Annotated in this window: 12 protein-coding genes; 2 read left to right on the top strand and 10 right to left on the bottom strand. The window is 51.6% G+C overall.

The features are described from left to right. Positions 1-538: 538 nt before the first annotated feature. From JUF22_RS11575 to ykzS, 8 genes are all read right to left on the bottom strand, one after another. Positions 539-2,596 (bottom strand): LTA synthase family protein, encoded by a 2,058-nt coding sequence (locus JUF22_RS11575; protein ID WP_203646395.1) that lies wholly within the window; start codon positions 2,594-2,596, stop codon positions 539-541. A gap of 228 nt (positions 2,597-2,824) precedes the next feature. Beyond that, the gene (locus tag JUF22_RS11570) at positions 2,825-3,061 is read right to left on the bottom strand and encodes a YkuJ family protein (RefSeq protein ID WP_125574787.1); all 237 of its coding nucleotides are present in this window, start codon (positions 3,059-3,061) and stop codon (positions 2,825-2,827) included. Between the two features lie 92 nt (positions 3,062-3,153). Further along, positions 3,154-4,173, bottom strand: coding sequence for a lysylphosphatidylglycerol synthase transmembrane domain-containing protein (locus tag JUF22_RS11565; RefSeq protein ID WP_203646394.1), 1,020 nt, complete (start codon positions 4,171-4,173; stop codon positions 3,154-3,156). A 4-nt stretch (positions 4,174-4,177) separates the two neighbouring features. Then, positions 4,178-5,200 (bottom strand): glycosyltransferase family 4 protein, encoded by a 1,023-nt coding sequence (locus tag JUF22_RS11560; protein ID WP_203646388.1) that lies wholly within the window; start codon positions 5,198-5,200, stop codon positions 4,178-4,180. A 12-nt stretch (positions 5,201-5,212) separates the two neighbouring features. Continuing rightward, positions 5,213-6,391, bottom strand: a complete 1,179-nt coding sequence (locus JUF22_RS11555; RefSeq protein ID WP_203646386.1) for a glycosyltransferase family 4 protein — start codon at positions 6,389-6,391, stop codon at positions 5,213-5,215. Positions 6,392-6,703: 312 nt separating this feature from the next. Further along, positions 6,704-8,434: a phosphoenolpyruvate--protein phosphotransferase gene (gene ptsP, locus JUF22_RS11550; protein ID WP_203646384.1), complete on the bottom strand. Its 1,731-nt coding sequence runs from the start codon at positions 8,432-8,434 to the stop codon at positions 6,704-6,706. Next, positions 8,434-8,700, bottom strand: coding sequence for a phosphocarrier protein HPr (locus tag JUF22_RS11545; RefSeq protein WP_125583687.1), 267 nt, complete (start codon positions 8,698-8,700; stop codon positions 8,434-8,436). The genes ptsP and JUF22_RS11545 overlap by 1 nt, the downstream gene beginning before the upstream one ends. Positions 8,701-8,867: 167 nt before the next feature. Continuing rightward, positions 8,868-9,068, bottom strand: coding sequence for a protein YkzS (gene ykzS, locus JUF22_RS11540; RefSeq protein ID WP_203646382.1), 201 nt, complete (start codon positions 9,066-9,068; stop codon positions 8,868-8,870). 1,288 nt (positions 9,069-10,356) lie between these two features. Between ykzS and JUF22_RS11535 the strand changes: the two genes are divergently transcribed. Both JUF22_RS11535 and JUF22_RS11530 read left to right on the top strand, forming a co-directional pair. Next, entirely contained in the window at positions 10,357-12,594 is a 2,238-nt protein-coding gene (locus JUF22_RS11535) for an ATP-dependent Clp protease ATP-binding subunit (RefSeq protein ID WP_203646381.1), read from the top strand. 163 nt (positions 12,595-12,757) lie between these two features. Beyond that, positions 12,758-13,858, top strand: a complete 1,101-nt coding sequence (locus JUF22_RS11530) for a MucBP domain-containing protein (RefSeq protein WP_203646379.1) — start codon at positions 12,758-12,760, stop codon at positions 13,856-13,858. Positions 13,859-14,375: 517 nt separating this feature from the next. Here the strand turns inward: JUF22_RS11530 and JUF22_RS11525 are convergent. Both JUF22_RS11525 and JUF22_RS11520 read right to left on the bottom strand, forming a co-directional pair. Further along, positions 14,376-16,982: a cation-translocating P-type ATPase gene (locus JUF22_RS11525; RefSeq protein ID WP_203646371.1), complete on the bottom strand. Its 2,607-nt coding sequence runs from the start codon at positions 16,980-16,982 to the stop codon at positions 14,376-14,378. Positions 16,983-17,514: 532 nt separating this feature from the next. Then, positions 17,515-18,951 carry a C69 family dipeptidase gene (locus JUF22_RS11520; protein WP_203646369.1) on the bottom strand — a complete coding sequence of 479 codons (1,437 nt, stop codon included), beginning with the start codon at positions 18,949-18,951 and terminating at the stop codon, positions 17,515-17,517. Between the last annotated feature and the right edge of the window lie 199 nt (positions 18,952-19,150).

Below are 19,150 nucleotides of genomic sequence, written 5' to 3'. Positions count from 1 at the left end.
GGTTTGATACCAAGTATCAAACCGCCCTACACATATTTGGTTTGTCGAAACAATGTTCAGTTTTCAAAGGTCTACCAAGTTATCATAAGAAGCAAGTGCTCCGTGACAACTTTTAAAGTATATCATGCTGTCAAAATCATGTCAACAAGTTTTTAAACATCTTTTTGAATAAATATTGATGTTTACTGCAACTAATTGAATAAATATTCTCAACAACGATTACTACTATATCAAGAATTGCCAAGACCGTCAAGCCTTTTTTTCAATTACTTGAATCTCGTTTCATCCTTGTCGATGCAACGCTTGTTTGCGTTTCTGACAACAAAAAATAGTTTACCAATATCCACGCCATTGGTCAAGGGCAAAATGAATATTTACTAAAATTATTTTCATCCCCGGCTGCGCATCCCCATCGCTTCCGCCAAAACACTCGACCTGGACGCCCTACTATTGATTGAATCGGTCTAGCTACAACCCTCTTAAACAGAAAAAGAGTTCCAACCATTCACTAGGAGTAGTCGAAACTCTTCATTGAAGCTTATTTCAATTCTGGTGCGTCTGTCTTGTACGTAGTTGTCTTACCCTTGTTCTTAGCCAAGGCACTCGTCTTCTCCTGTTTTTCCGCCTCAGCAAGTTTGGCCATTGCTGGTTTGTACTTATAGGTGAAGTCGGTCTTGTTGACCTTAGTAAAGTTCTTTGGTGTATAGAAACGCAAGAGATCGCCATAGATGACCCGGTCGGATAAGGAGAGTTCCGTCGTCACGTGGTTCTGCATCTGATCGACGACTTTCTTCTGTGCTGCCGTCAACGTGAGGACTTTCCCCGTCTTGGTATCGTAGACGGTCCCCCCTACCTTGGCATACTTCGGTGAAATGAAGTTCCCATTTCTAAAGGCGACGGTCTGATTACGATTCTTCGCTAACAGATCTTGCCCAAACTGAATCGTATCGGTGTTCTTCACCCCGAGTAGATCCAGTAAGGTTGGCAAGACATCGATTTCCCCACCATACGTGTGGTTGATGCCGCCCTTGAGTCCCGTGGCGTGAATCATGAATGGCACCTTCTGGAACTGGGTCAAGTCAAAGTTTGTGACCTTACTCTTCCCCAGTAACTGCGCAATCGCTGGCCGGTGATTATTGGAAATCCCATAGTGATCCCCATAGGCAACGATGACACTATTCTTATACAGACCGACCTTCTTCAGGTACGTCAGGAACTCAGCAAATGACTGGTCCAAATAGTGTGCCGTCTGAACATATGGGTCCACGGTCTTATCCCCTGTTTTGGTTGCGGGGAAATCCGTGTTCTTCTTATCTAACTCATATGGGTAGTGGTTAGTCAGTGTGATCAGCTTGGCATAGAACGGTTGTGGTAACTGTTCGATGTACTTCGCGGACTGTTCAAAGAAGATCTTATCCTTTAACCCATAGCCGACAGAGTACCCAGGCTTCTCCGTATAGTAGCTAGAACTGAAGAAGTATTGGTACCCCCAGGACTTGTACGTGTTGTCCCGGTTCCAGAAACTTGGCACATCCCCATGGAATGCCGCCGTACTGTACCCCGCCTCTTGACTCAGGATAGCCGGTGCCGCCTGGAACGTGTTTTGCGTCCCATAGGTGGTCATCGCCGACCCCTGTGGTAACCCAAACAACGAGTTTTCCAGCATCATTTCAGCATCAGAGGTCTTCCCCTGGGCCACTTGATTATAGAAGTTATCGAATGACAGGGTGTTCTGGTTATGGTAGAACTTATTCAGCGTGGGGGTAACTTCCTTCCCGTCGACCTTATAGTCAAGCAGGAACTGTTGGAAACTCTCCAAGTGAATCACAAACACGTTCTTGCCCTTTTCCTTGCCGTAATACGACACGTTGGGACTCACGCGGTTTTGCTTCAGGTATTTCAGCACACTCTTCATGTCACTGGCATTGGCACTCGCCCGCGTGGCACTTTCCTTCTGCGTCTGGTACCCGTTAAAGGCCGCATATTCATTCAGCCCCAGGTACTTGACGATGTAGTTGTTGTCAAATGTCCGCGTCAGCAGGCCAGAACGATCCGCATTGGCCATGCCAAATTCGGCAAACATCAGCCCAAACGACAGTACCGTGATTGATAACGCGTACCGCCGCTTGAATGGCCGCGGGTCGATCCGAATGACGTGGGTCACCAGCAGCACGATTAAAACGATAATATCGATATACACAAAGAAATCATACAGATGGGTAATCTGTGCCATACTCTTCCCCAAGTTGTTCCCAACATCGCTCGACCCCTTCATGATCCCGAAGGAGAGGAAGTCTGAGAATTCTCGGTAATACAGCACGTTCGCAAATATCCAGGTCGATTCCAGGACATTAATGATCATCATTAGCCAATAGGCTAACCGTCCCCGGAAATACAGGGCAATGCCGAAAATCAGTAGCGCCGCTGGCACCGGGTTAATGAACAGCAGAAACTGTTGGACACTCCCCTTTGCCCCCAGCGTGAACTCGGTTTGATAGGCAATGTAAGTCTTTACCCAAAATAGAACGATGGTCAACAGGAAAAAGCCCATGCGGGTGTTTATCCAGTTCATCTTTCGTTTAAAAAAATTCGCCATGAGACAGCCTCCACAAAATAGTTAACATCACTACAGTATAACGAATACTAGCGGGGTTTCAATCTGATTAAGGAACCTTTGAAAAAATTCAAGTTTTGCTCACGTTTCCGTCACAACTCGACGGCGTTCGCGCACCGTTCTGGGACCAACCAGTCGGTCGTCAGCCGTGTAACCGCCACCATATTTTTATTTAAAAAAAACAAAACTATGTTCACCATAGTTTTGTTATTAATTATCCGTCAATAAATCAAACAATTCGATAGCTACTAAATCAATGTTATCAAATTCAAAAGTCGTTTCCGGATTGTGTTCGGTTAACGTGTACGTGTGGGTCAATTGGTTAAATACGACCGTTGCTTGTTCCACGCCTTCTTTTTCAAAACGACGGGGTTGTGGCTCGTCGGTAGCATCCTCCTGCATCGCTTTTAAACGATTGATGATGCCAATCAGTTGAGATTCTTCCATGGTTGGTCCCCTTTCTAGCTTTCACTATGATTTTACCAAACTTAAGCCACTATGGCACGCCCTAATCGCGAAAAACTCAGAGTTTTCACAAATCAGTTCTCTTCGCGCACCTTATCTGGGCGAATCACCATCGCCACCAGACCGGCTAGCATCCCCAAGTAGTAGGTCAGGAGCCGCCATAGAATCATGGCTAGCACCAATTTACTATTCGATGAGATGTAACTACGGAAAATCATTTCAAAGCTGTATTCGGCACCGCCAGACCCTCCTGGAATGGGAAATAGGGAGATCACCATGACAATTAAAATGTGGAGACTCGTGACCATGACGATATTCGCCGTCGTGTAACCCAGCGCCAGCATGATGAAGTACGGAATTAAATAGTAGAACATCAGCTGGAAGAAGGTAATCACAAAGACGCGCAACATGAGCTTCCACTGACCACTGATGCGGACACTTTCGGCATAAAAGGAATCAATCTTCCCGTTCACGTTGGCTGACATCCGCTCGAAGCGTTCGGCCTTCATGAACCACCCCATGGGCTTCATAATCACACCGACCGCCTTCTTAGTGAACGCGTGCCAGAACATCACCATGAGGAGCCCCACGATGACGGCTAGGTGAATGGAAAAGCCAAACACGACCAGCCAAGCCAGCGCGTGAAGTTTGTCCTGAATGTCGTGAAACCCGATGACCAGGGCAAACAAAAAGTTGATGACAATCATGGACTGATAGACCACGAATTTCATCAGGAGGACCGAGCTGGCCTTCCCGGCATCGACCCCCGTTTGCATCAGGGCAATCAGTTGCGCCGGTTGACCACCGGATGAGAATGGCGTAATACCGTTAAACAGCTGTTCCACCATGGGAATCCGGAGCGCATCCTTAAAGGTAAAACCTTCGATGCGATCGGAGATAAACACCTTAACGATCCAGGCTTCCAGCCCCAGGTAGATCACCATGCATAGGATGGCGACCCCAAACCACCAGAAGTTGATATTTACAAAATCATTGATTAAAACTGAAAATTTAATGTCACGGAGAGAAAAAGCAAAAATAGCGATCCCCAGGAGTAACATCAAGGCTAAAACCCATTTATTTCGTCGTGACATTCAGTTACCCCTCTTTTGCTTGCTGCGTATAGAACTCCCGCCAAATTTGCGCCAGATGTTCCTCGGAGTAACGGTCAGCTGCCGCTAAGCTCCGTTGATGCCAGTGTTCCAGCGCTGCTGGGTCCTGAGGTAACTGGTGTAATTGGTCATTCATCGCGTCGTAATCGGCCGCTGGCTGATAGTCCCCCGCGATAATAGCCTGGTACAGGTCGAGATCCCGCAATAAGACCGGGGTCCCGGTACTAAAGGCCTCCAGCACAGACATGGGGAAGAGTTCGTTAAACGATGGCAGTAAGAAAAGGTCCGCCAGGTTATAGTAGTCAACCAGTTTATCCCGGTCAACGATACCTGGGAAGCTCAGATTAGCCGGTGGATCATCTACGACCTTCTTGAGCGCCGCATAGCCATCGGTCATCCGTCCAAAGGAAAAGCCCCCGGCCCAGATGAACTGCAGGTCCGGATTGTTCCGGGCTAATTTGATAAAGTCAAATAGACCCTTGCGCTCCTGAATCTGGCCAATCCCCAAAATTGTAAAGCGCTGCTCATCGTAGTGGTACTGCTGGCGCAAGGCGCGCTTCTTCTCGGCATCGACCGGGTAGAATTCCTTGCGGCTCACAAAGTTGGGAATATATGTGACTTTTTCGGCCGGAATCCCCGCTGCCACTAGCTTGGGGATGAACGTCGGGTTCACCACCACGATGTGATCCATCCGCTTGTAGAAGGCAATCACGTATTTATAAAAAATGGACCGGAATGGTTGGGGAATCTTCAAACTCCCCTCCAGAGTTTCCGGCAGAAAATGAACGTAGCCAATCTTCCGGCCACGATGCGGCATGAACGTTGATAAGTAATAGGAAAAATTAATCGTGTGGTAATGGGTCAGGTCGACCCGCCGATAACTGTTCACGGACACGTCAAACTCCTGGTCCAGCCGCGTCGCCAACAGATTCATGAGTTCGTTGTAAGCACTCCCCACACCCTGACCCTTTACAGAATCAGCCGCAGAAAACATGTTGATTTTTAACATCCAATAACTCCTCTAATCGCTAAAGTCCGGGGTATCCTCGTGAGATTGCTCGTAGCTTGCCTGAGCATCCTGATAGAATTCCAGGATGTGCTGCCCAAAAGTATCCGCAGAAATTTCCGCTAACTTCCGGGCCAGCAAGTCTGGGTCCTGCTCGTCATCCCCATGAAGCAGGTAATCAACCACGTTCTCAACTAATTCGTCTTCGGTGGTAAATGTCACCCCGAGCGTCCGACTCGACAATAGTTCATCGGTATACGGACTCGTCATGACCACAATCTTGGTGCCCGCCGCCAGCGCTTCAATATACGTCAGCCCCTGGGATTCAGAATCCGAGGAGGACAGGAAGACGTTCGCCATATGGTAGTAACGGAACACTTCATCATTGTTGATCTCACCGGTAAAGGTCACGTGATCGTCCAACCCAGCATCCTTGGCCTGGGCCTCGAGATCCTCTTTGGCTGGCCCATCACCCACAATCAGCAACTGGGCATTCGGCACCTGCGCTAAAACCCGTGGCAGGGCCGCAATGCTGGCCTTGATGTTCTTTTCATAGGCTAACCGACTCAGCGAGAGAATCACTGGGGTGTCGGGATCGTACCCCAAATGCCGCCGTAAATTAGCGGTATCCGGCTGTTCATACTGGTGCAGGTTGACCCCGGTCGGAATGACCCGAATCGGTGTCTTGACCCCATAATCGGTTAAGGTGGTCAACACCCGGTCGCTGGGAGCCACCACGCCAGTTAAGTGATAACAAAAGGCCAGCGTCCCCTGTTTGACGTGCACGGGCTTCAGGATCTTCCCGTTCGCCACGTAGTGTAAATAATCCTCATACATCGTGTGGTAGGTGTGCAGACACGGAATCTCTAGGTTCCGTGCCACAAACTTACCGATCCAGCCCATGGAAAATTCCGTCTGGGTATGGACCACGTCTAAATTTAACTCCTTGGCAATTTGGTAGGCCTGAAACAGCCCCCGCACTGCGATTCGGCGGTCAGTGAAGGAGACGAACGGAATGCTTTGGAAACGAAAGACATTGCGTTCATACACGTTCTTCTCAACGTGCGGGTCGGTCGTCGTGAAGATGTAGACCTGGTTACCCTGTTTTTCCAACTGATCCCGCAACGTCTTGATGGACGTCGCGACCCCACTCACTTGAGGGAAATAGGTATCCGTAAATATGCCGATGTTCATTGCCAATCCCCCTTGCGTCTTGTGTTTTGTCTTAAATAACCCCGGGTCCCGTTCACCAGTCCCAACCCATTCGTCACGAACGAATTCGACCGGTCCAGACCGACACCCAGTAGCCTTCATATTGTACAATCATCACAATTATATGGGTTTGCCTAGGTGATTGCAAACAACAACGGGGGTTGCTGAAAATTTATTGCGCGTTCACCACAACAACTCGCGACCACTAGCCGGTTTCTGCCGCAAGGGTCACATTAAAAAAGCACCCGTCAACCGACGACTGTCGGTCACGAGTGCTCATTGTTTACGTTCAGTTTAAGCCTGGGTCAGGTCCGGAACTGCGGCCTGCACCATGGTAATCACGTCCTGACTCGTGTCGGCCGAATTCACCGCGCTTTCCACCAGTCCTTGCAGGTCCTTCGCGTTGAGTTGACTAATCAGCTGACGTGTCTTTAGAATCGACCCGGCACCCATAGAGAACTCATCGAGGCCCATCCCCAATAGCAGGGGAACGGCAATCGGGTCACCCGCCATCTCGCCACACATGGCCACGGGAATCCCCGCAGTGTGGCCGGCCGTAATGATTCGTTGCACCAACCGCAAAATTGCGGGGTGGTAAGGCTGATACAGGTAGGACACATCCTGGTTGGTCCGATCGGCCGCCATCGTGTAGCCAATCAAATCGTTGGTCCCAATGCTCATGAAGTCCACTTCATGGGCAAAGCGGTCCGCCAACAGGGCAGCCGCTGGCACCTCGACCATCATGCCCACTTTGATTTTTCCCAGGGGCACCCGCGCCGTGGTGAGTTTCGACCGCTCGTCATCGTAAATGGCCTTGGCCTGACGAAATTCATCCAACGTCGCAATCATCGGGAACATGATCCGCAGGTTACCGTAGGCCGATGCCCGAAGCAACGCCCGCAGCTGACTGCGAAAAATGGCTTGATGAGCCAGGCTCTGGCGAATCGCCCGGGCCCCCAGGAATGGATTGGCTTCCTGCTTCTGATGCAGGTAAGGCAACGGCTTGTCGCCACCAATATCCAGGGTCCGAATGACCACGGGGCGTGGTGCTAACTTTTCTAACACCTGCCGGTACGTGGCAAACTGTTCGTCTTCCGTGGGGAGCTGTTCCGAATCCATATACAAGAATTCGGTCCGCATCAGTCCCACGGCCTCCGCGCCATTTTGCAAAACGTTCGGGATGTCACTGGCGGTCCCCATGTTGGCGGCCAACGTCACGCCCACCCCATCACGACTCGTCGTGGTGTGATTGCGTAACGTGGCCAACCGCTTCATATTCGTGATACGGTCCAGCATGGCCTGCTTGGCCGTGTCCAATTCTGCTTGGTCGGGATCACTCACAACGCTCCCCGTCGACCCGTTGACGATGACCGAATCGCCATCCATCAACGTCTGGGTCCCCGTCTGCGTTCCCACAACCGCGGGGATGTTCAGTGAGCGCGCCAGAATCGACGAGTGAGACGTCCGGCCGCCCAGATCCGTGACGAAGCCCAAGATGTACTTGGACGCCGCCGAGACCGTATCACTGGGATTCAAATCGTGGGTGACTACGACGACTGGTTCCTTCAGCAACGCCAAATTAGGCAAGGTCACGCCGAGTAAATGGGCCGTCACCCGTTTGACCACATCATGAACGTCAGACGTCCGTTCTTTGATCAGCGTATTATCCGTCGCCAGAAAGCTCTGGGCAAAGTCGTTCATCACGGTTGCGAACGCGACTTCTGCGTTGAGGTGTTCGACTTTAATCTTGGTTTCAGTCGCCGCAATCACTTCCGGGTCTTGGAGCATCGCCCTATGCGCACTAAAAACCTGGGCGCCATCAGCGCCCAGGCTTTTAGTTGCACGCGTTTCAATCGTCTCGACTTCTGAGACGGCTGCTTCAAGGGCCTGATGGAATCGATTTAATTCGTAATCAAGATTAGTGATCGTCCGCTTTTTAACGGTGAGATCTGGCTCAACGAACCGGTAGACCCGGCCGCAAGCCACCCCATCACTGGCGGCAATTCCCTTGAGCATCGCTCTCATTAGTCAGATAAACCCTCTTTTTTCAACGTTTCAGCCACTGCGTTCATGGCATCGGCTTCGTCGTCACCGTCAGTCGTGATGGTGATGCTGGCATTTTGGCCAACACCTAAGGACATAACGCCCATGATAGACTTCAAGTTAACGGACTTGTCTTGGTACTGCAAGCTAACTTCAGAGTTGAACTTGCTAGCAGCCTGAACTAATAAAGTTGCGGGACGTGCGTGGATACCAGTTTCTGCAGTGACACGAAATTCGCGTTTTTCCATAATTGATCGATCTCCTTTAAGCTTAGGTTGATTTCTTTCCAAACACGACTCACCCTGACCTTGCGCATTGGCCAAACAACCATTTTGTGAGTCACGCCTACCTACTAAGAATATCAATCTAGCAGGCAAATTACAAGCATTCATGAACCGCTTACATCAAATAATCACTATTCGCCGTCTTTTTTGCCACCATCATCGTAACGGTAGATTAATTTGCCACCCTTGTGGGCCTGGCCAATCACCCGCTTCCGGGTTTCAAAGGCCATGAAGGCTTTTTGAAAGGCGGGAAATTCTTCGGGGGTGACTTCAAATTCGTCTAGTTCCTGATCTTTTAGTTGGTTCATTAGCGCGGTAAAATCTTTTGCCAAAAGTTTTTTCCTCCTTAACAAGTTCGCTTAACGTGTCAGCGTGCTGACCGTTCCCGGCGGCGGGTTCAAGCTGCCCTGCTGTGGGGAACGGTTCCAGCCTGAGGAGCGGTCTTCCACCTCGCTTTAAAGCCACGAAAATCACGTGTCTTCAAAGTCGTCCCATGCTCTAAACTGAGAAGTTCACTCAGTTAAGACCATCGACACAGCTGGTCAACTTGACCCGCCTCTGGTCACTCACGTTGAAACAGTCACTCAGCCGTGATCAATCTTTTGTAATCGTCACAACAAGTTTGCTTCAACCATTGTGACAGATACTTGGGATATTTCAACAGGTTGTTTCTGCGTTTCTCTTGTATTTACAAGCAGTGCTTAAATTATCGCGCATCTCTAATCCAGAATCAAACGTTCCGTTCCTTCCCACATTAATAGTTCCACAACCACTAAAGTACAAATGCAGTAGAGCACACGGTTGCTGCTAAAAATTTTATGTAGTCTATCAGCCGACAAATCTCAACAACTAATCAGAAACGCGTGACACGATCCCCACCAACTCACTCTATAACCACGTACACGTAATACAATGCAACCACGGCTAATCGTTAAATTTGATGCACCCGTGTCAGTGACCAGAGGTGAGCCAAGCCAGGCAACTGTGTCGGTGTTCTTGGTTGGGTGCACTCCCCTACCTAGAACACGGGACGACCTATGAGACCGCTCTCCAGGCTCATAGGCGAGGCGGAAGACCGCCCCTCAGGCTGGATATTCCCCACAACAGACTGGCTTGAGCTCACCGCCGGGAATGTACATATACCCACCGACCATTAAATTTGGTACCCCCTGTCAGTGACCAGAGGCGAATCAAGGTGCCCGGCTGTGTCGATGGCCTTGGCTGAGGTTCTTTCTCAGCCTAGCCCATGGGGCAACCTTTGAGACCGCCCTATGGCTCAAAGTTGAGGTGGAAGCCCGCCCTTCGGCTGGAACCGACCCCATAGCAGGGCATCTTGAATTCGCCGCCGGGAACGAAAACCCAGCACCAAATTTCACCACGGTTTGGGAAAAATAGGAGAAATCAGGAGTCGATTTTAGCATTCTACTACCGAGAGTGCTAGAATAAAATTGTTCGCTGGAAATGCCATGATTACCGCTGATTTTGTCGCGAAACAAATTACTTGCACGGCAGGTCGAACGCGGTATAATGTGGTCAATGGTCAAGAAAGGTCAAAACTTTTCTCACACAGACCTGCGTGGGTTTCCCACGAGAATTCCAGGCAAGAAAGGAGACGACAAGATGCTATGTCAAAATTGCCACCGCAATGAAGCAACGATTCACCTTTACATGAGTGTAAATGGGCAGCGGCAACAAGTTGACCTATGCCAAAATTGTTATCAACTGCTGAAGCAGCAACAAAACGATTCTGGAAATGGAGGTGGCCGTATGGCACAAGATCCATTCGGCTTTGGTAACCTGGATGATATTTTCCGGGCAATGCAAGGCGGCAACAACGACCAAGCTGACTACCGGCAATCCGGTGCGCAGCAACCTGGTCAACCAACCCAACCTGCTGGTAACCAAGGAAACGGCAATGGCCTACTCAGTCAGTATGGCTTGAACCTGACCAAACTAGCTAAGGATGGCAAGGTTGACCCCGTTATTGGGCGCGACAAAGAGACGGCTCAAGTCATCGAAATTCTCAATCGCCGGACCAAGAACAACCCCGTTTTAATTGGGGAAGCCGGTGTTGGGAAGACGGCCGTCATTGAAGGCCTTGCGGAACGGATTGTTGAAGGCAACGTTCCCCAAAAATTAGCCAACAAACAAATTATTCGATTGGACGTGGTTTCCCTGGTTCAAGGAACTGGGATCCGGGGCCAATTTGAACAACGGATGCAACAATTGATGAAGGAAGTTCAGAGTAATCCGGACATCATCCTCTTTATTGACGAAATCCATGAAATCATGGGTGCCGGCAATGCCGAGGGTGGCATGGACGCTGGTAACGTGTTGAAGCCAGCCTTAGCTCGGGGTGACTTCCAACTCATCGGGGCCACGACTTTAAATGAATACAGAGATATTGAAAAGGACCAAGCCCTCGCCCGTCGGTTCCAACCCGTCACGGTTGATGAACCGAGTGCCGATGAAGCTGTCAAGATTTTACAAGGCATCCAAAAGAAGTACGAAGATTACCACCACGTACACTACACGGACGACGCCATCGAGGCTGCCGTTCGCCTGTCTGACCGTTACATCCAAGACCGGTTCTTACCGGACAAGGCCATTGACCTGTTGGATGAAGCCGGTTCACGGAAGAACTTAACGATCAACGTGGCTGATCCTAAGGCAATTGATGAAAAAATCAAGAGCTCCGAGGAACAGAAGCAGGCTGCTTTGAAGCAGGAAGACTACGAAAAGGCCGCCTACTACCGTGATCAAGTCACGAAGTTAGAGAAGTCCAAGGAAAACGCCAAGACCGCTGATCAAAATCAGTCGGCCACGGTTACTGTCAAGGACATGCAGGACATCGTCGAAGAAAAGACGTCCATCCCCGTGGGTGAGTTAGCAGCCAAGGAACAACATCAACTGCAAAGCCTCTCCCCTGATTTGGAAAAGCACGTCATTGGTCAAAACGAAGCCGTCGACAAGGTTGCGCGGGCTATCCGCCGGAACCGTATTGGGTTGAACGGCACGGGCCGGCCAATCGGGTCCTTCCTCTTCGTCGGTCCAACTGGTGTTGGGAAGACGGAATTAGCTAAGCAATTAGCCAATGAACTCTTCGGCTCCCAGGAGGCCATGATTCGGTTCGACATGTCTGAGTACATGGAACCACATTCCATTTCGAAATTGATTGGGTCCCCACCTGGCTATGTCGGCTATGAAGAAGCCGGTCAGCTGACGGAACAAGTTCGTCGGCACCCGTACACCTTGATCTTACTGGACGAAATTGAGAAGGCCCACCCCGACGTCATGAACATGTTCTTACAAATTCTTGACGACGGCCGGTTGACCGATTCTCAAGGTCGGACCGTTTCCTTCAAGGATACGTTGATCATCATGACCAGTAACGCCGGGACCGGCGATGCTGAAGCCAACGTTGGTTTCGGTGCCGCTGCCGAGGGCAAGACCCACTCCGTTCTGGGCAATCTGACCGCTTACTTCAAGCCAGAATTCTTGAACCGATTCGATGACATCATTGAATTCAACTCGCTCAGCAAGGAAAACTTGATGCACATTGTTGACTTAATGATTGGTGACGTCAACCAGATGCTTGCGGGCCAAGGCCTCCACATCCACGTCACGACACCCGTCGAAGAACAACTCGTCACGAAGGGCTACAACCCAGCAATGGGCGCTCGGCCATTACGGCGAGTCATTCAAGAAGAAATCGAAGACCGGATTGCGGACTTCTACCTGGATCACGCGGACGTTAAGAACCTCGTGGCCAAGATTGAAGATGGCAAGATTGTCTTAGCCGCTGACACGGACACTGCCCAACCGGCAGCAGCCGAACCAACGACTGATAAAAAGTAACTGCATTTTTAACGGCGCCTCGCGACTTGCGAGGCGTCGTTTTTTGTTGCCTAAACAATCTCTGGAAGCGTTTTGCAAAAGGACCTGCAATGCACCCGCAGAATGCGGTATACTGTAAGCTATAGACTAATATTTTAATGGAAACTTCAGGAGGTGAAAGGACATGGCTTTTTTTGACTGGTTACGACGAGTGATTGAACCGAATCAGGCACCCAAACGGCGACCACGCCACGCCCAAACGCGACGGCGACCTGAGCCCACGCCGATTCCGCAAGAAGCACCCGAACCCCGTGCCACGTCCCTGCCCTTAGCCCCAACACCCGTCTCACCGGCACCACCAACGACACCCAAACCGGTTGCGAAGGCTTCTCAGGTAGCGGCAACCCTGGTGGTCCGATTAGTGGATAACCAAAATCAGCCGCTGCAACCTGCCTTGGTCCTCACCGGCGTCCTCAACCAGCCGGTCAACTTCCGCTTTCCTAAAATTGCGGGATACGCTCTCCGTGATGTACACGGGTTCACCCAAGACTACATTTCAGAATACGGCTTGACCACCCTGGTCTACGTCCGACACTGGGGACAACCCATCATTAGCTACCTGGTCGATTACGATACCGGCCGGTTGCTGGAACTCCCCGGAATTCTTCGCGGGAGATTGGGCACGGCCTTCTCGATGACCCCACCTTCCGTTGAAAACTACCACATCTTTCAGGCTCAGGGCCAACAACGGGGCACCTTTAGCCAGCACCCCGGGCAGGTCGTTTACTACTACCGGCGAGATTCCTGGCAAATGGTCCAGCGGGTCCACCAGTTTGTCTTTCTGCAGGCCGACCATCAGGTTTTCGATGGCCCCAACGGCCAGGCTTACGGGTATCAGTTCCCCACGGATTCGCTGTGGCGCTTATTCATGATTATCACCCTGACCAACGGCGACGTTTGGTATAACCTCGGTGGTGAGCAGTGGTTGTCGGCCAAGGAAACCGTGCGGCGTGAACACCAGTTCATCGACCTCGGTTTACCCGAGCCCGACCAGTGGCACCCCGAACCCTTTGAACGGATTGGCACGGTTGACTACGTGCCGGGCAAGGCCGTATCCATTTACCACGAACCTTATGGCGAAACGGCTGGCCAGCTCGACCACGGGGAGGCGCTGGATATTCGTGGCCGCATCGTGGATGATCAGCAGCTGGTCTGGTACCAGATTGGGCCGGACGCTTACATTAATGCGCGCTACGTCCGCCTCGCCCTTGTCGCTTACGCTTAGAACTGGGTTGTGATTTCGTTTCGTTCCCGGCGGCGGATTCAACCTGCCCTGCTGTGGGGTCGGTTCCAGCCTGATTCTCAGGCTTCCACCTCGACTTTGAGCCTGAGAATCGGTCTCAAAGGTCGTCCCATGGGCTAAGCTGAGTGGGAAACCTCAGCTAAGTCCATCGACACAGCTGGTCAAGTTGATCCGCCTCTGGTCACTGAGACTGATTATGCCAAGTTCGATTGCGCTGGTTCCTGTGTTTGATAGATAACCATCACAATTACTAAACGCTGAATTATATAAAACCAAACAAATAACGGTCATCTCTTCATTTTTCTTGAAGAGGTGACCGTTATTTTTGTCTCTAACCGATTCATACGTTGCGGCGTATGCTTTGGCTTTAGCTTATTTGCCGAATGTGTCTTACCATGACCCCCACACGCTTCCAAACGTCTCGTTTACTCCTCCAAGCAATCGTCAGTTATTGGTAGTGTGAGCGTCTTGGCGCGACCCATTCAGTTACGGTGTTGCCCTAGTCAATTTCTGCGACCCACGTGTTCGTGGACCGTCGTTGCCAACGCTTGGCAATTTCTAACACAATCGTTGGGATAAACATGCCTGGAATCACAATCAACCAGGCGACGGCCGGTAAGCTTACCAGGCCAAACATGCTCTGCAGGCCCGGAATCGTCGCGCTGGCAATCACCAACGCGATGGCCAGGAGCATCGCCCCGTTTAACACGGGATTACGCATGAGGCTTTGCCGCGTCAGTGGTTGCCGGTCCTTGATGGCGTAAATATCAACCATCGAACCAACCGCCAGCACCAGGAAGACCATCGTCATCCCCATTGTAGCTTGACCCGCGGAGAGGCCGAACCGGCCAATCGCGTAGATGCCTAGCGTCAGGAAGGTAAACGTGACCGCCCGGGTTGCCAATCGACTGCCTAAGCCTCTCGCAAAGAGACTTTCGTCGTTGGCCACCGGTGGCTGTTCCATGGCTTCCTTTTCGCCCGGTTCGCGGGAAATGTAGAACCCAGGAATCCCATCGGCTAACACGTTGATCAGCAGGAGTTGTTCCGCCAAGAGCGGCGCACCCCAACCCATCAAGACGGCGCCCACCATCAGGAAGATTTGGGCAAAGTTGACACCCACCAAAAATTCGACGGCCTTTAAAATGTTCTGGTATACCGTCCGGCCTTCCCGGACCGCGGAGATAATCGTGGCAAAGTTGTCATCCGTCAGGACCATGTCGGCGGCCCCCTTAGAGACTTCCGTACCGGTAATCCCCATGGCGATGCCGACATCGGCGGCCTTCAGGGCGGGGGCATCGTTGACCCCATCCCCGGTCATGGCCACGGTCTTGCCGGCATTTTGCCACGCCTGCACGATCCGAATCTTATCCGTCGGCGATACCCGCGCATAGACCGCGATATCTTGAATCTGCGCGGCGAGTTCGTCATCCGTCAGCGTCCGGAGCTCGTCGCCTGACATCACCAGTTGGCCCGGCGTCAGCAAGCCGATTTCCTTAGCAATGGCTTCAGCTGTTACCATGTGGTCCCCAGTGATCATCACCGGCTTGATTCCCGCACGTTTGGCTTCCCGAATCGCCGGAATCACTTCTGGCCGTGGCGGGTCAATGATACCCACCAGCCCCGCAAACGTTAAGTCCTTCGTCAGTTCCGTCCAGTCGTGCGTTGGCGTCGCTGGCATCACCTTGTAGCCCACCGACAGGACCCGTAAGGCCTGCTGGCCAAATTGGTCGTGAACGGCCTTGGCTTGGGCGAGAGCTTGTGGTTGCCAAGCCACCGGTAACCGGTCGAAGGCGCCCTTCACGATAACGAGCTGTTGACCATCCGCTAACCGGTGGACCGTCGCCATCGTCTTTTTCGTGGAGTCAAAAGGATCTTCCGCCAACCGCGGTGCTTGTTTTTCAAACTGTTGCCGGCTCTTGTCGTGCCCCTTTAACCAGCGTACAATCGCCAGTTCCGTGGGGTCACCCATCGTCTGTTCCTGACCCGCGACCTCTTGAATCTCGGCGTTGGTTGCCAGGCCCAGGTAACGCATCATCTTTTCACCAGCCGGCGTTAACGTGTCCGCCGCCATGGCGTTCTTCGTGTTGGGCGTCCAGTAACGGGTAATCGTCATCTGATTTTGCGTCAGCGTCCCCGTCTTGTCGGAGGCAATCACGTCGACGCCACCAATCGTTTCCACCGCATTCACCCGGCGCATGATGGCGTTACGCTTAGCCATCCGCTTAACACCGTGTGCCAAACTAATGGTCACGATGATCGGCAACGTTTCCGGCACGGCCGCCACAGCCAGGGAAATCCCAATCATCAGGCTGTCAGCCAGCCCCTGATTTTGCATCCAAATGCTGAGGGCAAAGATGACCATACCGCCTAAAACGGCAAAGGTCGTCAGCCACGCGGACAGTTTGTTCAGCCGGCCCTGCAGTGGTGTTGCCCGCTTCTTGGTCTTGTTCAACAGCCCTGCGATTTGGCCCAGTTCCGTTGCCATCCCCGTCGTCACGACTTGAACGATGGCCGTTCCTGCCGTGACGGCGGTTCCGGAAAAGACTTGTTGCGCTTCCGTTGCGCCATCTGGGTCCACGAGTTTTTCCTTCGTGACCGGCACACTTTCACCGGTTAAGACGGCTTCGTCTACGGCTAAATTGGTGCTCTGGAGCACGATGCCATCGGCTGGCACCTGGTCACCGGCTTTTAGCAGGACCAAGTCCCCCGGCACCACGTCTTTGGCCTGAATCGTCTGGGCGATATCATCGCGCCGAACCGTCGTCGTGGGCAGGCTCATAGATTGTAACGCTGCCAACGCCTTTTCCGCCGAGGCTTCCTGGTACAGCCCGATGATCACGTTGATCACCAGGATGGACCCAATCACAATCGTCTTCGTCCAACCGCCGCCCTGAAAGAGCGCCATGTAACTGGCTAAGCCGACGGCAAATAATAGCACAAGTGAGGAAACGTCGCTCAGGTGGCGAGCCACCTGTTGCCACAGCGCAGGTTTCTTTGCGGCGATTAATTCGTTCGCCCCGGTCGCAGCCAGTTGGTCTTGGGCCTGTTTCGCCGTTAACCCCTGCTGCGCCGTTAAGTTGATTTTTTTCATCTCTTTTCTCTTCATCATGAAATCCTCCGTTAATTAAATGAATCATTGCATCGATTACTATAATCTTATTATGACGAAAAGATTTGTGTAGACTTTGAGAGAAATGTGAAGATTTATAGAGTCTTGACGTTTTATACCGTAGACTTGTTTCGGGGTCACATTCAGAAACTGTCAATCAAACGATTTCCAGCTTATGAGCAAATAAATAGAGAGTGTCTTCCCAGACGGATTGTCCAGGAAGACACTCTCTATAGATAGCTTTTTTAATCAGTCTAGCTAAACCTGTGAACCAAAATCAGGCCAACTGACAGGACCTGTGACGAGACAGACGCGCTATGTCAGTGACCAGAGGCGGGCCAAGACGGCCAGCTGTGTCGATGGTCTTAACTGAGCGATTTTCTCAGTTTAGAGCATGGGACAACCTTTGAGACCGCACTACGGCTCAAAGTTGAGGTGGAAGCCCGCCCTTCGGCTGGAACCGACCCCACAGCAGGCCGTCTTGAGCCCGCCGCCGGGAACGAACGACAAGCGCAAGCCCTGAACCGTCTTACAGGTTCTTGTCCATGTTGAAGGTCAGGTGGGACAGCGTCAGCCCCTTTTCAATCAAGTCATTGGTCAACTGCGTCGTGACCTGCCGCATGTCGGCGACGACCTGGTGGTTTTGGTCCGTCAGGTAGGCGGTCAACGCATCACCCGTGAGGTCTTTGGCGCCAGCCAAGGCCGTGGCCACGTGGGTCCGTAAGTCTTGCTTGGCAGCCGTCACGTAGTCCGTATCCTGTTCAATGAACTGAACGTAATGCGATTCCACAATCATGGACATCTTGCGGTACATCCAGTAAGCACTGACGTCATCCAAGTGGACTGGCGTCTGGCTGTACGACGGATCCGTATCAGTAGCGTTGGCAAAGAATGGCACGTAAGGACTAAAGGCTGGTACCCCAAAGTTCAACCAGAAAATGGCTGAGCGGTCGGCCGGTACATCGTTTCGTAACTGGAGCACGTGGGAATTTTGCGTCCGGTTCATGGCAATTGGCCGGAATTTCAGCTTGTCCGCACCGTCGCCAGGGCCCAGTGGATCGTATTGCGTTTCGTTATAGTGGGAACTCAAAATGTATTCCACGTCTTCCACACTGATCTTGTGGCTGGTCCGGCAGATGAATGGCAGGTCGCTGGATTGGGGATCCTGTTCGATTTCAGGATTCAATACGTGTTGGCCGAACCAGACCCGTGGCGTGTTGTAATGCCGGTCTTTTTCGGTGCTCGTCCCAAAGATGTGCCGGAAATTCCAGCCATCTTGGTCTGGGTTCAAATGGTTGGTCGTGACAAATTCTTGAATCCCTTCGGAGTACATAAAGTTGTCTGGATCATCGAAGGTCACCTGTTGAATGGCCACTTGGTTCGCGGTCACCGCGTAGGCATCGTCCGGAATCCGTTGGGCAACCCAGTGGTGTCCCGTGACGATTTCCATGTACCAAACCTCATCATGATCGGAGAAGAGCACGCCGTTACCTTCTGGTGAGCCGTATTCCTTGATCAGGTTGCCCAGGTAACGCACCCCATCGCGCGCGGAGTTGATGTAAGGGAGCACCATCGTTTGTAGGGAATCCTCGGCCAGACCATTGGCCACCAGTGGATCGAAAGCTAACGCGGCCGGATTGCCGTAAACACTTTCGGTGGCACTCATCGCCACGTTCTTTTCGTTGAACCCACTTTCGGCGTAGACCCCTTCCTTGTCGACTTCGACGTTAGGCGTTGCCATGTAGCGGTAACCGTCGCTAGGAATTGGTGCTGTGAAGCCATTCTGGTTGGAGACCCAGGTCCGCTTAGGTTGATCATGCTCTGCGGGATGAACGTAGAACCGTTGCGGGGTTAAGGGTAAAAAGGTATCGTCGTTTCTAGCAATCAGCGTGGACCCATCGACCGTGGCGGCTTTACCGACCAAAACGGAGGTGCAGGCTGAGAGATGCTTGGCTACTTTTGACATTAAATTAGTCACTCCTTCAAATAAGTCCTGTCCGTGAGTTGCCGACGCGGCGTGGTTCCCCACCCGTGTTAGTAACTGAACTTACAGGTAAATCTACGCTCTTTAGTTTACCGCTTTTCGCTAAGCAAGACTAGTTTCGGGTTCAATCCGTGCTGTCAACAAAATGGTAACACTTTCAAAAAAGTGTTGACATTCGAAA

The sequence above is a fragment of the Levilactobacillus lanxiensis genome (assembly GCF_016861655.1).
Classification (GTDB): domain Bacteria; phylum Bacillota; class Bacilli; order Lactobacillales; family Lactobacillaceae; genus Levilactobacillus; species Levilactobacillus lanxiensis.
The sequence above is the reverse complement of the archived record's forward strand: the minus strand, read 5'-3'. Positions and strand labels throughout refer to the sequence as shown.

What these genes read in the sequence shown, in the direction of transcription:
- ptsP (WP_203646384.1), bottom strand. Translation starts at nt 8,434, where the DNA reads ATGAGAGCGATGCTCAAGGGAATTGCCGCCAGTGATGGGGTGGCTTGC.
- JUF22_RS11535 (WP_203646381.1), top strand. Translation starts at nt 10,357, where the DNA reads ATGCTATGTCAAAATTGCCACCGCAATGAAGCAACGATTCACCTTTAC.
- JUF22_RS11555 (WP_203646386.1), bottom strand. Translation starts at nt 6,391, where the DNA reads ATGAACATCGGCATATTTACGGATACCTATTTCCCTCAAGTGAGTGGG.
- JUF22_RS11530 (WP_203646379.1), top strand. Translation starts at nt 12,758, where the DNA reads ATGGCTTTTTTTGACTGGTTACGACGAGTGATTGAACCGAATCAGGCA.
- JUF22_RS11525 (WP_203646371.1), bottom strand. Translation starts at nt 16,982, where the DNA reads ATGAAGAGAAAAGAGATGAAAAAAATCAACTTAACGGCGCAGCAGGGG.
- JUF22_RS11520 (WP_203646369.1), bottom strand. Translation starts at nt 18,951, where the DNA reads ATGTCAAAAGTAGCCAAGCATCTCTCAGCCTGCACCTCCGTTTTGGTC.
- JUF22_RS11560 (WP_203646388.1), bottom strand. Translation starts at nt 5,200, where the DNA reads ATGTTAAAAATCAACATGTTTTCTGCGGCTGATTCTGTAAAGGGTCAG.
- JUF22_RS11545 (WP_125583687.1), bottom strand. Translation starts at nt 8,700, where the DNA reads ATGGAAAAACGCGAATTTCGTGTCACTGCAGAAACTGGTATCCACGCA.
- JUF22_RS11565 (WP_203646394.1), bottom strand. Translation starts at nt 4,173, where the DNA reads ATGTCACGACGAAATAAATGGGTTTTAGCCTTGATGTTACTCCTGGGG.
- JUF22_RS11575 (WP_203646395.1), bottom strand. Translation starts at nt 2,596, where the DNA reads ATGGCGAATTTTTTTAAACGAAAGATGAACTGGATAAACACCCGCATG.
- JUF22_RS11570 (WP_125574787.1), bottom strand. Translation starts at nt 3,061, where the DNA reads ATGGAAGAATCTCAACTGATTGGCATCATCAATCGTTTAAAAGCGATG.